Below are 20584 nucleotides of genomic sequence, written 5' to 3' on the forward strand. Positions count from 1 at the left end.
GCTTTACTCCCAGTTCGGCCGGGTCGGCGGTGTCGCGGCGGTCAGCCGCCGGCCATGGCGCCCACCACCATGAACGGCTCGGTCCCCTTCACCACCGGCTCGGGCAGCGGGGTCGCGGGAGGGTCGTGGGACAGGTCCTCCTGGCAGGCGTAGAAGCGGACGAAGGCGCGGCGGCGGCCGGTGGCGCGGTCGCGGATCGTCCCGCGCAGCACCGGATGGCGGGCCTCCAGCGCGTCCAGCACCGCGGCCAGCGTGACCGGGCCGGGGACGTCCAGCTCCACCTCGCCCTGGACGCCGGCGAGGACCCGCAGATGCGCGGGCAGCACGACGCGGATCATGGCACGGCCTGGACCTCGACCGACAGCACGGCCGGGAGGTCGCGGACGATCGGCGCCCAGGAGTCCCCGGCGTCGGCCGACACGTACACCTGCCCGCCCGTCGTGCCGACGTAGACGCCGCACGAGTCGAGCGGGTCGACGGCCATCGCGTCCCGCAGGACGTTCACGTAGCAGTCCCGCTGCGGCAGGCCGTCCGTCAGCGGCTCCCACTCGTTCCCGCCTACGCGGCTGCGGTAGACGCGCAGCCGGCCCTCGGGCGGGTAGTGCTCGGAGTCGCTCTTGATCGGCACAACGTAGACGGTGTCCGGCTCGTGCGCGTGGACCGCGATCGGGAACCCGAAGTCGCTCGGCAGGTCGCCGCTGATCTCGTGCCACGTCCCGCCCGCGTCGTCGCTGCGCATGACGTCCCAGTGCTTCTGCATGAACAGCACCTCGGGACGCGCCGGGTGCATCGCGATGCGGTGCACGCAGTGGCCTACCTCGGCGTCGGGGTCGGGGATGCCCTCCGAGCGCAGGCCGCGGTTGACGGCCTGCCACGTCCCGCCCGCGTCGTCGGTGCGGAAGACGCCCGCCGCGGAGATCGCGGCGTACATCCGCGCGGTGTCGGACGGGTCGCGCACGATCGTGTGCAGGCACATGCCGCCGGCGCCCGGCGCCCAGGACGGCCCGGACCGGTGCTCCCGCAGACCCGGCAGCTCCCGCCAGGACGCGCCGCCGTCGTCCGAGCGGAACAGGGCGGCGTCCTCGACCCCGGCGAAGACCGTGTCCGGGTCGGCCGCCGACGGTTCGAGGTGCCAGACCCGCTTGAACTCCCAGGGCCTCGGCGTGCCGTCGTACCACTGGTGGGTGCCGGGCTCGCCCTCGTAGGCGAACTCGTTGCCCACCGGCCGCCAGGTGGCGCCGCCGTCGTCCGACCGCTGGATCAGCTGGCCGAACCATCCCGTGGACTGCGACGCGTACAGCCGCGACGGGTCGGCCGGAGACCCCGCCACGTGGTAGATCTCCCAGCCGCCGAAGTGCGGCCCGCTGACCTCCCAGTCCTTGCGCGCCCCGTCCGCGGTGAGGATGAACGCGCCTTTCCGCGTACCTACGAGGACCCGTACTCCAGTCATGGCTGCTCCCTCCATTGGGCGTCCGGCATGACTTCGCCACAGATACCGACCACCGCGCCCCGAAGAACTCATCGCCGCGCTGAACTTCACTGCGGGATACCGCCGATCAGGTCACGCGCGCCCTTGCGCAACAGGTCGCCCGCCACGTAGGCGCCGAGATCCTCGCCCTTGTCCGGCGCCGACCACTCCTGCGAGTGCACGAACGTGGACCCGTCACGGGTGAACACCATCCCGCGCAAGGTCAATTGCCCGTCCCTCTCCAGCCGGGCATGTCCCGCGATCGGGCTGTTGCAGTGCCCTTGGAGCCCATGCAGCATCGTGCGTTCCGCGCTCACGCACCGCCGCGTGTCGCCGTCGTCCAGCAACCGCACCAGTTCCACGATGTCGGTATCGGTGCGTCGGCAGTCCACGGCCAGGACACCGGCCCCCACGGCCGGGACGATGTCGAGCGCCTCGCCCGCCCGGTCGATCCCGAGCCGCGCCAGGCTCGCCCGCGCCAGCACGATCGCGTCGAACTCCTCGCCCGCGTCCAGTCGCCCGAGTCGTGAGTTGACGTTGCCGCGCAGGTACTCCACCCGCAGATCGGGCCGGATCCGCCCGAGTTGCGCACGCCGCCGCACGGCCGACGTCCCCACCCGCGCGCCCGGTGCGAGCTCGGCCATGCGCTGCACCTTGCTCGCCATCGGAAAGAGCATCACGTCGGCCGTGTCATCGCGTTCGACGTAGGCGGCGAACACCAGGCCGTCCGGGCGCGGCACATCGCCGGGGACGTCCTTGAGGCAGTGCACCGAGACGTCCACGCGGCCTGTCAGCAGCGCCCGGTCGATCTCCCGCATGAACGCGCCCTTGCCGCCCAGATCACCCAGGTGACCCCGGTGCCGGTCCCCGGCCGTCTGGATGCCGACGACTTCGACCCGGACGCCCGCCAGCTCCTCCAGACGCGCCGCGACACCGCGCGCCTGCACCATCGCCAGCGGGGATGTACGCGTGCCCAGCCGCAGCGCGCCGCCCCTACCTGACCATGAGAACACCGGTTCCACCGCACTCGCCCCGGTCGGAACGAGGTCCTTACCCGCCCTTTCCGTCACTGCGCACCGCCCCCGAAGATGAGGTGTTCGACCTGCCGGCGGCTGAACCTGCGAACGCCGCCGAGCGTGCGAACGGACGCCGGCTTCCCGTCGTCGGCCCAGCGGGTGACGGTCTTGGGGGCGACGCGGAACATCGTGGCGACGTCGCCGGGCGTCAGGAGCTGCCCCGGGCCGAAGTCCCAGCCGTTGATCATGATGGCATCGTCGATGTCGCCGATCCTCGGGCTCGTGCGTCTCGTGGGCGGGCACTTCGGCAGGTGGCGGTCCACTCGGCGAAGACGACCTTGCCAGCCGTCCCAGACCGTCACCACGTAGACATCGCCGTCCGCGTACGCGTCCACCCGCACCTCATCGGTCACCGCATGCCGGACGGCGTTGCTGACCAGTTCCGAGACCACCGCCCGCACGTTATAGGCATCGACGGGCCGCTTCGACCTCATCGGCTCCGAAGCGTTGTCGGCGTCCGCCTCACGTGCTCATATCGAGCGGATCATGGAGGGCTTTCAGTGATCGAGTGGCGCAAGTCCAGCCGGAGCAATGCGTCCGGTAACGAGTGTGTGGAGGTCGCGGCCCTTGCCGAGGGGCGCGGTGTGAGGGACAGCAAGGCGCCCGACGCCGGGTACCTGGCCCTCACCACCGAGGGGTTCGCCCGGCTCCTGGCCCGTGTCAAGCAGGACGAGGTGGATCTCGACCCGCACGGCTGACGAACGAGGCGGGCGGTCGGGTCAGCGGGGGCGGGCCACGCGGGGCTCGTCCCAGACGGGTTCGGCGGACTCGTAGACGGAGCCGTCGGCGCCGAAGATCAGGTGGCGGTCGAAGGCGCGGGCGAACCAGCGGTCGTGCGTCACCGAGAGGACCGTGCCCTCGTAGGACTCCAGGCCCTCCTGGAGTGCCTCGGCGCTGGCCAGGTCGAGGTTGTCGGTGGGCTCGTCGAGGAGGAGGAGCGTGGCGCCGCCCAGTTCCAGCAGCAGGATCTGCAGGCGGGCCTGCTGGCCTCCGGAGAGGGTCTCGAAGGGCTGCTCCGCGCAGACGTTCAGCTCGTAGCGGGCCAGGGCGTTCATCGCGTCGTTGCGGAGCCGGGCGTGCTCGGCCATGACGATCTCGCACGGGGTGCGCCCGGCCAGGTCGGGACGGGCATGGGTCTGCGCGAACAGGCCGGGGACGACGCGGGCGCCGAGCCGGGCGACGCCGGTGTGGGCGACGGGGTCCACCGGTGTCGCGCCTCGGGGGAGTGCTTCGGCGACGGCCGTGAGGAGGCGCAGGAAGTGTGACTTGCCCGAGCCGTTCGAGCCGAGGACGGCGACGCGCTCGCCGTACCAGATCTCGGTGTGGAAGGGCTTCATCAGGCCCGTGAGTTCGAGGTTCTCGCAGATCACCGCGCGCTTGCCGGTGCGGCCGCCGCGCAGGCGCATCGTGAGGTTCTGGTCGCGGGGCGGGACCTCGGGCGGGCCCGCCTCCTCGAACTTGCGGAGCCGCGTCTGGGCGGCCCGGTAGCGGGACGCGAAACCGTCGTTGACCGTGGCCTTCGCCTTGAGGGTGTTGACGAGTTCCTTGAGTTTCGCGTGCTCCTCGTCCCAGCGGCGGCGCAGCTCTTCGAGGCGTTCGTTGCGGTCGCGGCGGGCGGCGGCGTAGGTCGAGAAACGGCCGCCGTGAATCCATACCCGGCGTGCCTCGACGGTGACGATCCGGTCGGCGGAACGGTCGAGCAGCTCGCGGTCGTGCGACACGAGGAGGACCGTCTTGGGCGTCTCGCGGAGGCGTTCTTCGAGCCATCGCTTGCCCGGGACGTCCAGATAGTTGTCGGGCTCGTCCAGCAGGAGGACCTCGTCGGGGCCCCGGAGCAACGCCTCCAGGGCGAGGCGTTTCTGCTCACCGCCCGACAGAGTCCGAACTTCGCGCCAGCGGCACGAGTCGTAGGAGACGCCCAAGGCCGCGACACAGCACGCGTCCCACAGGACCTCGGCCTCGTAGCCGCCGGCGTCACCCCAGCCCGCGAGGGCCGTGGCGTAGCGGAGCTGGGCCGGTTCGTCGTCGCGTTCCATCATCGCCAGCTCGGCCGCCTCCACCGCGGCGGCGGCCTCGCGCACCCGCGGCGGCGCCAGTGACAGGAGCAGGTCGTGGACGGACGAGTCGTCCCGCATGCTCCCGATGAACTGGCGCATCACGCCGATGCCGCCGCTGTGCGCGACGGTCCCGGACTGGGGTGCCAGGTCCCCGGCGATCAAGCGGAGAAGGGTCGTCTTGCCCGCGCCGTTCGGGCCCACGAGTGCCGCGGTGACGCCCTCGCCGACCCGGAACGAGACATCGTCCAGGAGCGTCCGGCCGTCCGGCAGTACATGGCCGATGTGGCCCACCTCGACGTGTCCCATGGTTCCCGAGTTTCGAGAGGCCCGCGGACAGCGTCAAACCAATTACGCGTCCAGCAAGGCCCGGACGTGCGCCACCACGGAGTCGAGTGCGATCTTGGACGTCTCGCCGGTGGCGCGGACGGTGACCTCGGCGACGCCCTCGGCCAGGCCCCGGCGGCCGACGGTCACCCGGAACGGGATCCCGGTCAGCTCGACGTCGCGGAACTTCACGCCCGCCCGTTCGGGACGGTCGTCGATCACCACCTCCGCGCCGGCGGCGGTGAGCCCGGCGTAGACGTCCTCGGCGGCCCCGGCCACGGCGGCGTCATCGGACTGGGCGGCGACCACCGCGACCTGGAACGGCGCCACGGACAACGGCCAGACGATGCCGCGCTCGTCGTGGTGGGTCTCCACGATCGAGGCCATCGCGCGCTCCACCCCGATGCCGTAGCTGCCCATCACCACGGGGACGCGCCGCCCGTCCGGGGCGAGGACCTCGACGCCGAGCGCGCGGGAGTACCGGTCGCCGAGCTTGAAGATGTGCCCGACCTCGATCGCCCGCAGGATCGCCAGCGGCTCGCCGCAGCGGACGCACGGCTCCCCTTCCGCGACCTCGCGCAGGTCGGCCCACGTCCCGACCTCGATGTCGCGGCCGACGTCGACGCCGCGCAGGTGGACGTCGTCTGTGTTGGCGCCGGTGAACATGCCGCGGCGGCCCCGCAGCGCCTCGTCCGCGATCACCGGGAGCGCGGCGCCGACCGCGCCGAGGCTGCCCGGCAGCGCGCCCAGGGCGTCCCGGATCTCGGCCGGCTCGGCGGCGCGGATGGCGGCGGCGCCGGTCGCGTCCACGAGCTTCTGCTCGTTCAGCGGATGGTCGCCGCGGAGCAGGACCAGTGTCAGCGTGCCGTCCAGGACGTAGACGAGCGTCTTGATCTGCCGGTCGGCGGGCGCGTCGTACGCCAGCAGATCCTCGATGGTGCGGACGCCGGGCGTGTCGAAACGCTCGGGCGCGGGAAGGCCCGGCCCGTCCTGGGCGGGCGGCAGCACGGACACGGCCCGTTCGATGTTCGCCGCGTACCCGCACCCGGGTGAGTGGACGACGAGGTCCTCGCCCACATCGGCGGGGCACATGAACTCGGTCGAGCCGGAGCCGCCCATGGTGCCGCTGGACGCCTCGCACGGCAGCGCCGGGATGCCCAGCCGCTCGAAGATCCGCACGTAGGCGCCGTGGTAGGCGTCGAACGACGCGTCGAGGCCCGCGCGGTCGATGTCGAAGCTGTAGGCGTCCTTCATGGTGAACTCGCGGGTGCGCATGAGGCCGCCCTTGGGGCGCGGCTCGTCCCGGAACTTCGTCTGGAACTGGTACCACTGCTGCGGCAGCTGCCGGTAGGAGCTCAGCTCCCGCGCGACCGTCGCGAAGATCTCCTCGTGCGTCATGCCGAGGGCGTGCTCGGCGCCGCGCCGGTCGCGGAGCCGGAACATCTCCTGCCCCATGAGCTCCCAGCGGCCCGACCGCCGCCACGGCTCGGCCGGATGCAGCGCCGGCAGCAGCATCTCCTGCGCGCCGACCGCGTCCATCTCCTCCCGGACGATCTGGATGACCTTCGCCCGGACGCGGACCGCCATCGGCAGCAGCGAGTAGTGGCCGGCGGTCAACTGCCGGAGGAACCCCGCCCGCAGGAGCAGCCGGTGGCTCGGCGCGTCCGCCTCGGCGGGATCGTCGCGGAGGGTGGGCACGAACAGCCGGGACCAGCGCATCCCGCGAGGGTAGCGAAGCGCCCGGTCGCGCGAAGTGTCATGAGACGGTGCCGCCGGTCAGTACCCTTGTATGCCGTGAGCCGAGAAGGTGTGACGCCGCAGAGCGAGGATTTCTCCGCCTGGTACAACGAGGTGGTCGTGCAGGCCCAGCTCGTCGACCGCGGACCGGTGCGCGGCACGATGGTCATCCGCCCGTACGGATTCCGGATGTGGGAGCTGCTCCAGGCCGACCTGGACCGGCGGATCAAGGACGCCGGGCACGACAACGCCTGCTTCCCGATGCTCATCCCGGAGTCCTACCTCAAGCGCGAGGCCGAGCACGTCGAGGGCTTCTCCCCGGAGCTCGCGGTCGTGACGCACGCCGGCGGCAAGGAGCTGGAGGAGCCGCTGATCATGCGGCCGACCTCCGAGACCGTCATCGGCGAGTACATGGCCAAGTGGATCGACTCGCACCGCGACCTGCCGCTGCTGCTGAACCAGTGGGCGAACGTCGTCCGCTGGGAGATGCGGCCCCGGATGTTCCTGCGCACCACCGAGTTCCTCTGGCAGGAGGGCCACACCGCGCACGCCGACGAGGACGACGCGATGCGCGAGACGATGTGGGCGCTGGACGCCTACGCGGCCGTGGCGCGCGAGCTCGCGGCGATCCCCGTCGTGGCGGGGGAGAAGACGCCCGGCGAGCGGTTCGCCGGCGCCGTCCGCACGTACACGATCGAGGGCATGATGCGGGACGGCCGCGCGCTCCAGGCCGGCACGTCGCACTACCTCGGCACCAACTTCGCCAAGGCGTTCGAGATCCAGTACCAGGACGAGGCGGGCAAGCTCACCCACGCCCACACGACGTCCTGGGGCATGAGCACCCGCATGATCGGCGGCGTGATCATGACGCACGGGGACGACAAGGGGCTCGTCCTGCCGCCGCGGCTCGCGCCCTACCAGGTGGTCGTCGTCCCGATCGGGCGCAAGGAGCAGGGCGAGCAGGCCGCCGCCGAGGCCCGCCGGCTGGGCGCCGCGATCAAGGCGACGGGCGTTCGCGTGCACGTGGACGACAACCGCCCGCAGCTGTCGCCCGGCTTCAAGTTCAACGAGTGGGAGATGCGCGGCGTCCCGATCCGCGTCGAACTGGGCAAGCGCGACATCGAGGCGGGCGTCGCGACCGTCGTCCGGCGGCTGCCGACCGTGGAGGGGCAGGGCAAGGAGCAGATCCCGCTCGACAAGGTGCCCGAGATGCTGCCCGGGATGCTCGCCGACTTCCAGTCGTTCCTGCTCGCCCGAGCCGAGAGCTTCCGCGAGGACCACACCGCGGCCGTCGACTCCTGGGACGCGTTCGCCGCGCAGGTCGCGACCGGCTGGGCGCGGGCGTTCCACTGCGGTGAGGGTGCGTGCGAGGACGAGATCAAGGCCGAGACCGCGGCGACCCCCCGGGTCATCCCGGCCGACGCGCCCGAGGAGACCGGCGCCTGCGTGAAGTGCGGCAACCCGTCCGCCTACGGCAAGCGCGTCATCTTCGGCAAGGCGTACTAGAGGCGGACCAGAGGCCGGGGCCGCGGGTCAGGAGCCCTCGGTTCCGGGCGGGCGGCCGTTCGCCTTCAGCCTCGTCAGGTACGGCTGGACGAACCACACCCACCCGCACAGCACCAGGACGACCACCGCGGTGGCGATCACCGCGCCGTCCACGTCCGACATCGCGTGCACGATCAGCGTGGTGGACGCGGTGATGGAGATCGCCAGCGCGAACGCGCCGAGGATGCCGAACTGGTTGGCGCGGTGGATCAGCAGCGGCTTCTGCCCGAGCCGGAACAGGATCCGGTGCTGGAACACGGGGGCGATGAAGCAGATCGACGCGAGCGCCGCGCCGAACAGCGCGATGTAGAACAGCATCCTGCCCGTGTCGTCGACCTTGCGGTCGAAGTTGGTGGAGAACGGGACGGTGAGCAGGAAGGCGAACAGCACCTGTACACCGGTGGTGGCCACGCGGAAGCCCTGCAGGAGTTCCATCAACTGGCGGTCGAGCCGTTCGTGCTCGGTCTCGTTGCGGGGCTTGTCCGCGGGGTCGACGGTCATAAATGGCATTTACCCGGCAAAGTTCGGATCAGTCCCGGGGCACGGCCCGGCCACGGCGCGGCCTAGTCGAGCGTCGGCGGCTCCACCCGCAACGCGAGCATGGACACGTCGTCGCGCAGATCGCCGTCGCAGTAGGCGAGCAGCGCGCTCTCCACGGCGGCGAGCATCTCCTCCGGGCCCTTGCCCGCGTGCGCGGCGAGCGTCTCCAGCAGCCGCTCCTGGCCGAACTCCTGCCGCGTCATGTCGCACGCCTCCAGCACCCCGTCCGAATGCAGGATCAGCGTGTCGCCGACGGTCAGGTCGATCGTGTCGAGCCCGGCCTCGAAGTCCTCGAACAGGCCGAGCGGGACGCCGCCGCGCGACGCCGACCTGATCACCCCGTCGGCGCGCACCACGATGGCCGGCGGATGCCCCGCGGTGCCGAGCGACGCGATCACCCGCTCGGTCTCCAGCGTCACGCCCGCCATCACGGCGGTGACGAACCGGTCCTCGTCCAGCAGCGCCTCGTTCACGATGCCGAGGACGTCGGCCGGGCGGGCCTTCCACCGCGACGCGAGCCGGACGCAGTGCCGGGCCGTCGCCGTCACGGCCGCCGCGTCCTCGCCCTTGCCGCACACGTCGCCGAGGACCAGGCCCCACCCGTTCTCGGTGCGGAACACGTCGTAGAAGTCGCCGCCGACGTCCGCGCCGTGCGTGGACACCAGGTAGCGCGCCGCCACGCTCACCCCCGGGATGGCCGGGAGCCGCTTCGGCAGCAGCCCCGCCTGCAGGGTGTCGGCCACCTCGGCGCGGCGCCGGTAGAGCCGCGCCGCCCGGATCACCAGCGCCAGGTAGCGGCCGAGCCGCTGGACGACCCCGAGGTCCATCAGGTCGAACGGCCCGTACTCGCCGCCCGTGGCCAGGGTGATCGTTCCAATGGCCCGGTCGCCGTCCTCGATCGGGACGCTGAGCAGCGACGTCGCGCCGATCTTGGCGCAGACGGGCTGCCCGTCCGGGCAGACGCCGAGCACGTCGACGTTCTCCACGTGCGGGCGCAGCGCGCTCTGCCGGGTGACGAACACGGTGTGCGGCAGCGTGTCCTCGGCCGGGTCGACCTCCTCCAGCAGCCGCGCGGCCTCGACGGAATGCTCGTCCTCCGGGCCCATCACGACCTGGCGGCGCAGCCCCGGCGACGTCCCGGCCACGTGCACGCCGCCCGTCGGGGGCCCACCCGGGACGCCGTTGCCCGGGCCGGTCAGGTCGATGAACGCCCAGTCCGCCAGCTCGGCGGCCAGCAGCCGGGCGCACCGCCGGACGGCCACCGTCTCGTTGAAGACCGGCTCGTCCAGCAGCAGCTCGCTGGCGGTCGCGAGGACGTCCATCCGGTGCACGATCGTGGCCACGGCCTCGTCGTCGCCGGGCCCGCCCTCGACGGTCCGCGCCCGGCCGCCCTTGGCGCGGGGGCTCTTGGCGGTCTCGTCTCCGGAGGGGGTCGTCGTCGGCCCGGCGGCCACCACGACCATCGGGTCGGGCTCGCCGCGGATCCACACCCGGGCCATCGTCACCACGGCGTCGACCGGGTGGTCGCGGCCGAGGAAGCGGACGCTGACGCGGCGGCGCCGTCCCGTCCGGACCGCCGCCGCGAGCTGCGACCGCACCGCCGCGCGGGTCGCCAGGTCGCAGAAGGCCGTGAACTGCTTGCCCGACACGTACCCCGACGACGTCCCGAGCAGCGCGGCCGCCTGCCGGTTCACCCGCCGGACGCTCGCCGACCGGTCCAGCAGGAACAGTGGCACCGGGGCGTCCTGGAAGACGGTCCGCAGCACGCGGCGCTCGTTCTCGGCGGCGGTCGAGTCGCCCGCCTCGCCGGCCTGCTCGCCGCCGATCGTACGCATCACGGTCAGCGCGAGCTCCAGCTCGACCAGGGCGGCGTCCAGCGTCGCGCGCAGGTCGGGTTCGGGCACGCCGGCGGCCTGGCGCAGCTCGCCGATGCGCCCTTCGAGCTCCGAGATCTCCTGCGGCAGGGACCCCGGTTCGAGCTGGTCACGCTGATCGTGCATCTGGTCTCCTCTCGTCCGCGTCAAGCGGTGGAACCAGGGCGGCTCGCGCCCGGGCGGGGCCGGACCACGATCTTCGGGGCCGCACCTCGCAGCCTATGCTCCGCGTCCGCACCTAGGGCAGGCCTTGATGACCGACGATACGCTGGGCGAGCGCGGTGAGCTTCACGTGACGTGTCTGCGAGATGCGGCGCATCTCGGCGAACGCCTCGTCGGCGTCGCAGCCGAGCGCGTGCATGAGAATCCCCTTGGCCTGGTCGACGATCGCGCGGGCCTCGACGGCCGCCTGCAGCTGGACGGCGGTGCGGTGCACGTCGTCGTACTGCCGGGAGTTCGACACGGCCGCGCTACCCTGCGCGATCAGCAGGGCGGCGATCGCGTGCCGCCCGTGCCCGAGGGCCTTCGGGCTCACCCCGTACAGCGAGAGCGTGACCAGGACGGGCGGGTTCAGGTGCGGGGTGGTGGTGAAGCAGCGCACCCCGCGGCGCAGCATGTCCGACATGGCCTCGGGCCAGCGGGTCTCGCCGAGGATGTCGTCGGACGTCAGGGCGGCCCGGTCCCGCACCACGTCGAAGATCGGGCCGTGCCCGCGGGACAGCTGCCGGTCGACGACCTCGGCGAGGTCGGGGTGGCTCGCCGCGGAGGCCAGCGGCTCGGGCCGGTCGTCCGGCGCGGACGGCTCCGGCAGCGCCCAGCGCACGCTGCTCGCACCGGCGCACCCCGGCACGGCCCGCGCGGCCAGGTCGGTCACCCGGTGCAGGGTGCCCACGTCGGAGGACTCGCCGACCATCCCCAGCCGGGCGATCTCCAGGGCGAGCTGGTCCGTGAGGACCGTTTCGGTGGACGTCACCCCTCCGAGATTATCCTGGCGGGCGGAATGCCGAGGCGGGGGCGCGTGTGCCGGTGGCGGCATGGGGGGTCCTAGTTGTTGGGCGGCGCCTTGCTGATCTCGGGGAGGGGCCCGACCTCGCCGTTCGCGACGGCGAGGTCGCCGATGGAGACGATGCCGACCGGGCGCTGCTCGGCGTCCACGACGGGCAGCCGCCGGACGGCCTGCTCGCACATCAGCCGGGCCGCGGTGTCGGTGTCGTCCTCGGGGCGGATGGTGGTCAGCTCGGCCGTGCAGACGTCGCCGAGCGGCGTCAGCGCCGTGTCGCGGCTCTCGGCGACCGCGCGGACGACGATGTCACGGTCGGTGACGAGACCGCAGAGGCGGCCGGCGAACGTGACGAGCACGTCGCCGATCCCCTGGTCCCGCATGAGGCGGGCCGCCTCGTACAGCGTGGCGTCCAGCGGAAGCGACTTCGGTGGCGCCGTCATCACGTCACCGACCCTTGGTGGCATCGCGCGCACATCCTCCCGATTCGCCGGCGGCTCGCGTGGCCCGTGTGCGCGCCCTACCCACGGTCGGCGCGCCTATGCGGACGGTTCGGCATCACGTCGCGATCCGCACGTTTAAAACGCGAACACGCTGCCGGTCCGCGACCGCATGACGCAGTCGTTGCCGTACTCGGCCCTGAAACGCGCGGGCTTCCCGCGCCACCGCCCCTCGGCGCGGGCGATGACGGGCGCGTACACGTCGGCGCACATCCGCCCGTCCGGCGCGTGCTCGAACGCCCCGCCGGACCCGCTCAACTCCAGGCACGCCCGCGCGGCGTCCGGATGCCCGCCTCTGGGCGGGTCGCAACGCAACGTGACCGCCCTGGCCCCGGAGGGCTGCTCCCCGGGATGCGTGACGGAGAGCCGCAGCGACGTCTCCGCCCCAGAAGGCGCGGCCACCAGGAGAGCGACCACGGCACCCACGACCACACCGGCGGCCAGATTAGGCATCGACACTCCCGACGCGAAGAGGCTTCGTCGCGAAGTGTACCGACGTGATAACGGACCGTGCGCGAAAACGAACGATCCCGCAGCCACGGGGCAGCTGCGGGACCATGATTCGAAGCAAGGCCCGGTAAGGCGCCCAGCCGCGGCCGAACCACGCAACAACCTCAATGGTTGCGATCGCGTCCGAAGGCAGGGGCGAGCGAAGCGAGACCCTGATCGCGCAGCGAGCCGCAAGGCGAGCCGGAGCGATGCCGGCGATCGCCCGCGGTGCCCGACGATGGAGGGCCGCCAGGCCCGAAGGAGGAGGGCACTGCAATGAACACAGCAGGGCCGCCAGGCCCGAAGGAGGAGGGCACTGCAATAAACGCGCTAAGCAGCCAGAACGTGGTCGGAGAGGGACTGGCGGAGTTGCTTGCGGCCGCGGTGGAGGCGGGACATGACCGTGCCGATGGGGGTGCCCATCAGCTCGGCGATCTCCTTGTAGGGGTAGCCCTCGACGTCGGCGAGGTAGACGGCGTCCCGGAAGTCCTTCGGCAGGGCGCGCAGGGCGGCGATGACCTCGGAGTCGGGGATGCGGTCGAGGGCCTCGGACTCGGCGGACCGGAAGCCCGACGAGTGCGCCTCGGCGTGCGCGATCTGCCACTCCTCCAGTTCTTCGGAGCCGGCGCGCTGGGGCTCGCGCTGCTTCTTGCGGTAGGTGTTGATGAAGTTGTTGGTGAGGATGCGGTGCAGCCAGGCCTTGAGGTTCGTGCCCTCCTGGAACTGGTGGAAGTTGACGTAGGCCTTGGCCAGGGTCTCCTGAACGAGGTCCTCGGCGTCGGCGGAGTTGCGGGTCATGCGGACGGCGCTGGCGTACAGCGGGTCGGCGAGCGGCAGGACGTCGCGCTCGTAGCGCCGCGCGTTCTCGGCCGTCGCGGCGCCCGCGGCGTCGCGGCTCGTGCGGCGGACAGGCGTGGTGACAGCGGTCATCGTCGCTCCCCGTAGTAATGCCCGGTGAAGGGCAGGTTGCATGGCGCGTGTTCGGGGGCACGCGCGGACCGGGCGGATGAACCGCCCCCCGTCAAGTGGTACGTGCCACCGTTCCCGGCGGGTTCGGAGGGGCCTCGGCCTCGCGTGGAAGGTGGGTCGAGGGCTGTGCGCGCTTCGGCGTTGCCAGAGCGACCCCGTTCTCAGGGACGTCGCGGGCCGTGCCCGATCGGGCGCTTCCCCACCCGCCGGTGGGTCTTCCTGCTATGTAAGACGCCTGGAACGGGCCAAAAGGTTGCCATGGAACGCGTGTCGTCCGTCACACCGGGCACCGGCTTGGATCAAGCGGTGCTCATCGGGCGGTATACGGCGAGGTCCCCGGGAGCTTGCTGGACGCAGGCTCCCGGGGACGTGAAGGGGTCAGTCGAGCAGGTGTTCCAGGGCCCTGGTCACCAGGGCCCGTCCGTCAGGGCTCTGCTCGATGCCGAAGCCGAGGAGGACGGTGTCCCTGGTCGCCACCGAGGAGACGGAGTCGATCAGGGCCTGCGAGCGGACGAACTCGGTGCCGTTGCCGGGGCTTCCGGCGGGGGCGCCCTGGATCGTCCAGGGGCCGAGGCCGGTCTCGAAGCCTTCGGCGTCGATCTGGCCGCCGGACGTCGTCAGCCTCGTGTCGTCGATGAACAGTCCGGTTCCGCCGGTGGCGGGGTCGCTGACGTAGGAGATGGACACCTCGATCTTCTTGCCCGCGTAGGCGGACAGGTCGAACGCGGCGGGAACCCAACCGTCGGAGTTGCCGGTGAACGCGTTCCACGCCCCGGACGTCCCGGTGTTCCCGCAGGGATTGCCTCCGGTGAGGTAGTGGGTGAGGAACGGGTGCATGGCGAGGTAGTAGCCCTGCTCGCACTGTTCGGGGACGGTCGTGCTCGTCCGCCCGTTCTTGTCGGGCAGCGTCGTCCAGTCCTCGGCGCCCGTCGTGTGCGCCTCGACGATGATGTTGTCGAAACCGGTCTCGGTGCTGTAGGAGAGCTGGGCCTGGAGGGTGGGCGCCTGTGCGGCGGTGACCGTGGACAGGTCGATCGTCCGGGTCAGCCTCCTGTAGGAGCCGTCTTGGTGCGGGCCCGCGACGTACCACTGTCCTTCGAGGGGTTCGGTGGGTGCCGCCGCGCCCGTGTAGTCGCCGGCCTTCCAGCTGGTGAACTGCGGGAAGTCGGCCTTGGGCAGCACGGTCGAGGTGACCTGGAAGCCGCCCGCCTCGTTCACGGGGTTGGTCGCGGTGCCGCCGACCTTGGCCGTGAGCCCGTCGAACGGCGCCTTGGACCCGGTGAACCCTGTCGGGGCCCCGACGCGCTGCCTGTCGTAGGCGCCCAGGTAGTACTGGAAGAAGTCGTCCGACAGCAGCTCGCAGTCGTCCCGGAAATTGCCGGTGACCACGCAGGGCTTCTCGGGATGGCCTTTCAGCCCGTAGTAGATGCCGCCGCCGTTCAGCCGGCTGATCGGACCGTAGTAGCCGGTCGTCTCACCGGTGTGGAGCAGCTTCCCGCCCTCGTTCAGGTACGACCGGACCGACAGGACCAGGTCCTTCGCCCGGTCGGCCACCTGCGAGTCGGGGGCGTCGCCGAGGAAGGTCTTCACCGGATCGTCGGCCGCGTCCTGGGTCAGGCGGTTGTCGCCGAGCTCCCAGACGACGGCCTTGAAGTGCTTCAGGACGCCGAGGTCGTGCGGGACGCCGTTCTTGTCGATGTCCCAGACGAGCGGCCGGTGCTTGGCGGCCTTGACGAGGTCGGCGTACTGCGCGGCGTAACGGGGCTGGTTCGTCCCGGCCGGGTACGTCGGGTTGATGCCGGTGTAGTCCTCGTCCGCGATGACCAGGACATCGGCCTTGTGCCGGTCGCGCACCGTATAGGTGAAGTGCCGGCTCTCGACCTGCCGGTGGCCCTTCCGTCCGGTGAACCACACCTCGACCTTGTCACCCGGACGCTGCCGCCCGATCTCGCCGCGGTACTCGGCGTAGTAGGTGTCGTTCTCGTTCCCGAAGCGCTCGCCGCCGCGCCATTCGCGCAGGTGCCCGTGACGCGTCCGGCCGCCGTTGACCCGGTAGCGCAGCTCCTTGTTCCGCAGCGATCTGCGGATCACGGACGCGACCTCCTGCGACGAGCCGTAGGACGTGCCGAACGCGTCCGTCTCGAAGTCGGGCGTGGTGCGCCCGACCGGCGAGACCGGCTCGTCCGGCGTGCGCGCGGACTGCCCGACCGCCAGCGCGAACGGCAGGTTCTTCTGGAACTCCTTCTGGACCAGCGCCTCGTCGTCCGGGAACTCGAAGTCGCTGCCGCAGTCGCCCGGCTCCCACGGGTCGTCCGGGTCCTCGTTCGCGGCGGTGGTGCAGGTCGCCATCTCCGGCGTGATCGACAGGGCGCCGTAGGCGTTGTCCGCGAAGCCGTCGGTCTCGCCGTTCGTGGTGTAGAGCTGCGCGCCGAGCTCGGGCGTGTAGCCGGGGACGGCCGGGTGGTCGATGTCGCCGAGGAGCGCGTCGTGGACCGCGTCGTCCGGGCTGCGGGTGAGCGCCTGCCAGCCGACGCCGTGCAGCAGCAGCTCCGCCGCCGAGTGGTAGTTGATCAGGTAGGCCGGCCGGAGCCGCTTGTAGAGGCCGACCTGCGCCGCCGTCTCGGGCTCGGACGTCGGAGCCGGCCCGCGGTAGGTCTGGCTGGTGGGCTGGTCGGACGAGCCCTCGTTGTCGTAGCCCCACTTGTAGGGGAAGTTGCGGTTCAGGTCGACGCCGTCCGCGCCGGTGATCTGGCCGTCGCCGTTGTTGTCGCGGGTGTTCTTGCGCCAGAGCCGGAAGCCCTCCTCGAACGTCAGGTCGTAGCCGTCCACGTTCACCACCGGGACGAACCACAGCTCCGTCGTGTCGATGATCTTGGTGATCCGGGCCTCCGTGCCGTAGCCGCCGACGTAGTGGTGCAGCAGCCTGCGGACCATCTCCGGAGTGATCCACTCGCGGGCGTGCTGGGCGGCCTGGTAGACGACCACGGGCCGCTTGTGGTGCTTGTGCCGCCGCACGTCCTTGGTGACGCGGACGGCCGTGATCGGCCGGCCCTCGCCGGATTTCCCGATGTCCACCGCGGTCGCGATGGACGGATGGCCGGCGGCGACCTTCAGCAGCTCCTCGCGGATGTTCCCGGGGCCGCTGTAGGGACGGAACACCTTCGGTGCGGCGGCCAGCGACCGCTGGCGCGCGTCCTTGCCGTCCACCTTCTTGACCGTGAGGCCGAGGCCGAGCCTGTTCAGCGCGGCGGCCTCGGTGCCGCTGAGGACGGCCTCGACGTGGACGAGGTCCTTCTTCGCGCTCTTGGTGACGCGGACGTCCTCGCGGTCGAGGGCGGACCGGTTCAGGACCCGCACCTGGTCCCGGGTGAGGTCGGCGGCGTAGACGTCCACGGCCGCGCCGGACGCCGGGTTCTTCGGCGCCGCGGCGGCGGGGGCGGCCGTGACCATTCCGATGAGAAGCGCCGCCGTGGCGAGGGTGGGGGTGAGTCGTCCGTGCCGAAACAGATCGCGCGGCCGGAACAGGTTGCGCGGCATTGCGCCCTCCTGGCAGGGATCACAACGGGGGGTCGCGTGATCGTCCGCCGGGACGCGGGTGTCGTCAATGGGGCATGAGTTCCTTATGCCCGCATTCGGTCACGAGGTGCCGGTGTGGCCCGCCAGGACCGTCCGGACGAGCCGCGCCGCGAACTCCTCCGCGTCGGCGGGCAGCCCGGCGCCCGCCGCGACCGCCTCCGGCCCGGCCAGCCGGGTCAGGAAGGCGTGCTGCTGGCACCCTCCGAGCAGGGCCGCCGCGATGTACGGCAGGGGTGCGCCGGCCGCCAGCCGGCCGGCCCGCCGCTCGGCCTCCAGGTACCCGATCAGGGCGGTGTGGCCCATCACCGGCCCGGCCGCCGCCCCTCCGGGATGGCCCGCCGGAGGGCCGCCGGGAGGCGCCGCGGCGGCGTCCTGGCCACCTCCGGCCCGCCCGCGCGCCTTGGCGGCCGCCTCCTTCTGTGCTTTGGCGGGGCCGTCGTCCCGCAGCCAGGCGATCAGCTCCGGGTCGGCCAGCACGGGCCCGGTCATCGGCAGCAGCTCGCCGTAGAAGCCGACCATCTCGGTGGCGAGGCGGACGAGGTTCTCCTCGACCGTGTTCCGGCCGGCGGAGGCGAGGAGCGCCGCCATCGCGGCCCGCGCCGTCCCGGTCACCTCGGCGAGCGCGGCCGCGAAAAGGGCGGTCTTGTTCGCGAAGTGGTTGTAGAGGCTGCCCTCCGAGACGCCCGCGCTGCGCGCGATCTCCTTGGTCGTCGCGGCGACGATCCCGCGCGCCTGGATCACCGTGACCGCCGCGGCCAGGATCCGCTCCCGCATCGGCTCCGTCCCTGTCGCCAACCCCGCGTCACCGTCCCTTCGACGTGGACGCTAGCACGTCCCGAGTGTATTGAGTGAGCGCTCACCCGATACATTTTCGGCGAGTGTCAGCAAACTATTCTCACAGCAGGTAACTTCGCCTTCACCGGGCGTCGCGGGGTGGGACGGCACCCGCGCCGGGAGAGGGGGACCCGCATGGTCATCGCGGACCTGCTGGGGGTGGCGAGGATGACCGCCATCACGCTGAACGGGAGCGGCCGGATCAGCCACTGGGACGGCACCGCCGCGGAGCTGTTCGGCGCCGGGCGCGCACAGGCCGTCGGCCGCCCGCCCGCCGCCCTCCTCGGCCTCCCCCGCGAACACCGCGGCGCCTTCGAGCCGACGGAGTTCGGGCACGTCTGGTGCGGCGCCTGCACCCTGCCGCGCGTCGACGACGGCGCACCCGCCGAGGTCGGCTGGTGGGTCTACCCGATCGACGGCGACCCGGGCGACCACGGCGTCCGGGTGCTCGCGCTCGCCGCCGACCTGCGCGGGCTCCGCCGCAACGGCATGGGCATCACCATCGGCGACCTCCTGCTCGCCCCGTCCGACCGGGACCACCGCCACGCCGCCCGCCTGCTGCGGATCGAGCCCGCCCTCGCGCCCCCGTCCGGCGACGGACCCGACCCCCTCGCCGGCCCCCTCGCCGGCCCCTTCGCCACCCGCCTCGCCACCCTCCTGCCCGCCCTGGCCCCGTCCGCCACCGCCCGGATCACCGCCCGGGTCCTCGGGCTGGGCTGCCCCGCGGTGTCCCTGGGCCTGACCATCCGCCTCCCGATCGTCCCGCACACCGACCCCGCCCCGGCCGCCGCCGCGCGGACGGCCCCCGCCCCGGCGGCCGGCGTTCCGGCACCGCGGCCCGCCGGCGACCGGCCGCACGCGCCCGGCGACCTCGCGCGCTCGCTGGAGCCGCTCACCTACATCGGCAAGGCCGGCGAGCAGATCGGCAGCTCCCTCGACCATCTGCAGGCCGCCCGGACGCTCGCCGAGGTGGTCGTCCCGCGGCTCGCCGACTTCGCCGCCGTCGAACTGCTCGAAGGCGTCGTCGCCGACTCGGCGCCGCCCGCCGACGAGGTCGACGAGACCACCCCGATGCGCCGCGTCGCCGTCGTCCACAACGACGAGCCCGGCCGCTGGGAGGAGGCCGTCCCCGAGGGCGAGGCGCTGTTCCTGCCGTCCGGGACGCCGTCCGTCCAGGCCATGCGGACCGGGCGTCCCGTCCACATTCCGCGCGTCGACGCCGGGCAGGCCGCCCGGTTCTCCGCCGCGCTCGGCGACCGGGACCTCGGTTCCCTGTTCACCGGCCGGGCGCTGCTGATCGCCCCGCTGATCGCCCGCGGCCGGGTGCTCGGCACGTTCAAGCTGCTCCGCAAGCCCGACCGGCCCGGGTTCGACGAGCTCGACCTCGCGATGGTCGACCAGATCGCCCGCCGCGCCGCACTCTGCATCGACAACGGGCGGCTGTACCGGCGCGAGGTCCAGGTCGCCGAGGAACTGCAGCGCAGCATGCTCCCCGACGACCCGCCCGACGTCGCCGGGGCCCGCGTCCGCTATCGCTACCGGCCCGCCGGGCAGGCCGCGCAGGTCGGCGGCGACTGGTTCGACGCCATCCCGCTGCCCGGCTGCCGGCTCGGCATCGTGGTCGGGGACGTGATGGGGCACGGCCTCACCGCCGCCGCGATCATGGGGCAGATGCGCACCGCCGTCCGCACCCTCGCCGCCGAGGACATGCGGCCCGGCCGGCTGCTGCGCCAGCTCGACGGGCTCGCCCGCCGGCTCGGCGAGGACTACCTCGCCACCTGCCTGTACGCGGTGTACGACCCGGTCGAGCGGCGGTGCACGCTCGCGAACGCCGGGCACGTCCCGCCCGTCCTGGTGTCGGCGGGCGGGGAGAGCCGGGTGCTGCCCGTCCCGTCCGGCGTGCCCATCGGCGTCGGCGGCGAGCCGTTCGAGGCCGTGGAGGTCAAGGTCGAGGACGGGGCGCAGCTCGTCCTGTGCACCGACGGCCTCCTGGAACGCCGCGACCGCGACATCGACGCGGGGCTGGAGGAACTGCGCGGGCGCCTCACCGGGGCGTCCGCCGACCTGGACGGGACCTGCGACGACCTGCTCGCCACGCTCGCCGCCCCCACCCCCGTCGACGACACCGCCATCGTCGCGGTCGGGTTCGACGGCATCCCCGCCCCCGACGTCGCCGCCTGGGATCTCGACCCCGAACCCGGCACCGTCAGGTGGGTCCGCGCGCAGGTCGCCGCCCGGCTGGCCGGCTGGGGGCTGGAATCCCTCACCGACACCGCGCAGCTCCTGGTCAGCGAGCTCGTCACCAACGCGCTCGTGCACGGCGCCGGCTCCCTCGGGCTCCGCATGGTCAGGGGCCGGACGCTGCTCTGCGAGGTGCGCGACGACGGCGCCGACCTGCCGCACCTCCGGCACGCCGACGCCACCGACGAGTCCGGCCGCGGGCTCCAGCTCGTCAACCACCTCGCGGCGCGCTGGGGCACGCACCGCGTCGAGGGCGGCAAGATCGTCTGGTTCGAGCAGTGCATCCGCCCGGCACGCTGATCCATGTCGTTGGCCCGCCTCGCGGTTCTGTGAGGTAAATGTCGCGTTCGCGCC

At 72.4% G+C, this 20584-nt stretch carries 17 protein-coding genes; 3 read left to right on the forward strand and 14 right to left on the reverse strand.

Annotation, left to right across the window (positions count from 1 at the left end; all coding sequences use genetic code 11):
* Positions 1-41: 41 nt before the first annotated feature.
* From BM339_RS33930 to BM339_RS33945, 4 genes are all read right to left on the reverse strand, one after another.
* Positions 42-338: a MoaD/ThiS family protein gene (locus BM339_RS33930; protein WP_021595415.1), complete on the reverse strand. Its 297-nt coding sequence runs from the start codon at positions 336-338 to the stop codon at positions 42-44.
* The gene (locus BM339_RS33935) at positions 335-1450 is read right to left on the reverse strand and encodes a WD40/YVTN/BNR-like repeat-containing protein (protein ID WP_021595414.1); all 1116 of its coding nucleotides are present in this window, start codon (positions 1448-1450) and stop codon (positions 335-337) included. The genes BM339_RS33930 and BM339_RS33935 overlap by 4 nt, the downstream gene beginning before the upstream one ends.
* Before the next feature lie 86 nt (positions 1451-1536).
* On the reverse strand, positions 1537-2538 hold the full coding sequence (hemC, locus tag BM339_RS33940; RefSeq protein ID WP_337959938.1) for a hydroxymethylbilane synthase: 1002 nt from the start codon (positions 2536-2538) through the stop codon (positions 1537-1539).
* On the reverse strand, positions 2535-2732 hold the full coding sequence (locus BM339_RS33945) for a BldC family transcriptional regulator (RefSeq protein ID WP_075023649.1): 198 nt from the start codon (positions 2730-2732) through the stop codon (positions 2535-2537). The genes hemC and BM339_RS33945 overlap by 4 nt, the downstream gene beginning before the upstream one ends.
* 168 nt (positions 2733-2900) lie before the next feature.
* Here BM339_RS33945 and BM339_RS52535 point away from each other — a divergent pair, with 168 nt between their 5' ends.
* Positions 2901-3242 carry a DUF397 domain-containing protein gene (locus BM339_RS52535; RefSeq protein WP_083598293.1) on the forward strand — a complete coding sequence of 114 codons (342 nt, stop codon included), beginning with the start codon at positions 2901-2903 and terminating at the stop codon, positions 3240-3242.
* 21 nt (positions 3243-3263) lie between these two features.
* Here the strand turns inward: BM339_RS52535 and BM339_RS33955 are convergent, their stop codons facing one another.
* Both BM339_RS33955 and BM339_RS33960 read right to left on the reverse strand, forming a co-directional pair.
* Positions 3264-4907, reverse strand: coding sequence for an ABC-F family ATP-binding cassette domain-containing protein (locus BM339_RS33955; protein WP_075023518.1), 1644 nt, complete (start codon positions 4905-4907; stop codon positions 3264-3266).
* Between the two features lie 42 nt (positions 4908-4949).
* Positions 4950-6644, reverse strand: a complete 1695-nt coding sequence (locus tag BM339_RS33960; protein ID WP_075023519.1) for a proline--tRNA ligase — start codon at positions 6642-6644, stop codon at positions 4950-4952.
* Between the two features lie 75 nt (positions 6645-6719).
* Here BM339_RS33960 and proS point away from each other — a divergent pair, with 75 nt between their 5' ends.
* Positions 6720-8168, forward strand: a complete 1449-nt coding sequence (proS, locus tag BM339_RS33965; protein ID WP_235206557.1) for a proline--tRNA ligase — start codon at positions 6720-6722, stop codon at positions 8166-8168.
* Positions 8169-8195: 27 nt separating this feature from the next.
* On the opposite strand, the gene BM339_RS33970 is transcribed toward proS, so the two are convergent.
* The 8 genes from BM339_RS33970 to BM339_RS34005 form a co-directional block, all read right to left on the reverse strand.
* The gene (locus BM339_RS33970) at positions 8196-8708 is read right to left on the reverse strand and encodes a DUF6328 family protein (protein WP_021595407.1); all 513 of its coding nucleotides are present in this window, start codon (positions 8706-8708) and stop codon (positions 8196-8198) included.
* 62 nt (positions 8709-8770) lie between these two features.
* Positions 8771-10747, reverse strand: coding sequence for a SpoIIE family protein phosphatase (locus BM339_RS33975; RefSeq protein WP_075023520.1), 1977 nt, complete (start codon positions 10745-10747; stop codon positions 8771-8773).
* 112 nt (positions 10748-10859) lie between these two features.
* Entirely contained in the window at positions 10860-11594 is a 735-nt protein-coding gene (locus BM339_RS33980; protein ID WP_075023521.1) for an ANTAR domain-containing response regulator, read from the reverse strand.
* 71 nt (positions 11595-11665) lie between these two features.
* Positions 11666-12064, reverse strand: a complete 399-nt coding sequence (locus BM339_RS33985; RefSeq protein WP_021595404.1) for a CBS domain-containing protein — start codon at positions 12062-12064, stop codon at positions 11666-11668.
* A 135-nt stretch (positions 12065-12199) separates the two neighbouring features.
* Positions 12200-12574 (reverse strand): SSI family serine proteinase inhibitor, encoded by a 375-nt coding sequence (locus BM339_RS33990; protein WP_075023522.1) that lies wholly within the window; start codon positions 12572-12574, stop codon positions 12200-12202.
* Positions 12575-12940: 366 nt separating this feature from the next.
* Positions 12941-13540, reverse strand: a complete 600-nt coding sequence (locus BM339_RS33995) for a sigma-70 family RNA polymerase sigma factor (RefSeq protein WP_021595402.1) — start codon at positions 13538-13540, stop codon at positions 12941-12943.
* A gap of 417 nt (positions 13541-13957) precedes the next feature.
* Positions 13958-17116, reverse strand: coding sequence for a M14 family metallopeptidase (locus BM339_RS34000; protein ID WP_075023523.1), 3159 nt, complete (start codon positions 17114-17116; stop codon positions 13958-13960).
* 99 nt (positions 17117-17215) lie between these two features.
* A complete protein-coding gene (locus BM339_RS34005; RefSeq protein WP_075023524.1) occupies positions 17216-17929 on the reverse strand; it encodes a TetR/AcrR family transcriptional regulator in 714 nt (237 codons plus the stop codon).
* A gap of 195 nt (positions 17930-18124) precedes the next feature.
* On the opposite strand from BM339_RS34005, the gene BM339_RS34010 reads away from it, so the two are divergent.
* Positions 18125-20530 (forward strand): ATP-binding SpoIIE family protein phosphatase, encoded by a 2406-nt coding sequence (locus BM339_RS34010; RefSeq protein ID WP_075023525.1) that lies wholly within the window; start codon positions 18125-18127, stop codon positions 20528-20530.
* Positions 20531-20584 lie beyond the last annotated feature (54 nt).

The sequence above is a fragment of the Actinomadura madurae genome, assembly GCF_900115095.1.
Taxonomy (GTDB): domain Bacteria; phylum Actinomycetota; class Actinomycetes; order Streptosporangiales; family Streptosporangiaceae; genus Spirillospora; species Spirillospora madurae.

Coding starts and splice junctions, on each gene's coding strand:
- BM339_RS33930 (WP_021595415.1), bottom strand. CDS start 338: ATGATCCGCGTCGTGCTGCCCGCGCATCTGCGGGTCCTCGCCGGCGTC.
- BM339_RS33935 (WP_021595414.1), bottom strand. CDS start 1,450: ATGACTGGAGTACGGGTCCTCGTAGGTACGCGGAAAGGCGCGTTCATC.
- BM339_RS33945 (WP_075023649.1), bottom strand. CDS start 2,732: ATGATCAACGGCTGGGACTTCGGCCCGGGGCAGCTCCTGACGCCCGGC.
- BM339_RS52535 (WP_083598293.1), top strand. CDS start 2,901: ATGCCGGACGGCGTTGCTGACCAGTTCCGAGACCACCGCCCGCACGTT.
- BM339_RS33955 (WP_075023518.1), bottom strand. CDS start 4,907: ATGGGACACGTCGAGGTGGGCCACATCGGCCATGTACTGCCGGACGGC.
- BM339_RS33960 (WP_075023519.1), bottom strand. CDS start 6,644: ATGCGCTGGTCCCGGCTGTTCGTGCCCACCCTCCGCGACGATCCCGCC.
- BM339_RS33970 (WP_021595407.1), bottom strand. CDS start 8,708: ATGACCGTCGACCCCGCGGACAAGCCCCGCAACGAGACCGAGCACGAA.
- BM339_RS33975 (WP_075023520.1), bottom strand. CDS start 10,747: ATGCACGATCAGCGTGACCAGCTCGAACCGGGGTCCCTGCCGCAGGAG.
- BM339_RS33985 (WP_021595404.1), bottom strand. CDS start 12,064: ATGACGGCGCCACCGAAGTCGCTTCCGCTGGACGCCACGCTGTACGAG.
- BM339_RS33990 (WP_075023522.1), bottom strand. CDS start 12,574: ATGCCTAATCTGGCCGCCGGTGTGGTCGTGGGTGCCGTGGTCGCTCTC.
- BM339_RS33995 (WP_021595402.1), bottom strand. CDS start 13,540: ATGACCGCTGTCACCACGCCTGTCCGCCGCACGAGCCGCGACGCCGCG.
- BM339_RS34000 (WP_075023523.1), bottom strand. CDS start 17,116: ATGCCGCGCAACCTGTTCCGGCCGCGCGATCTGTTTCGGCACGGACGA.
- BM339_RS34005 (WP_075023524.1), bottom strand. CDS start 17,929: ATGCGGGAGCGGATCCTGGCCGCGGCGGTCACGGTGATCCAGGCGCGC.
- BM339_RS34010 (WP_075023525.1), top strand. CDS start 18,125: ATGGTCATCGCGGACCTGCTGGGGGTGGCGAGGATGACCGCCATCACG.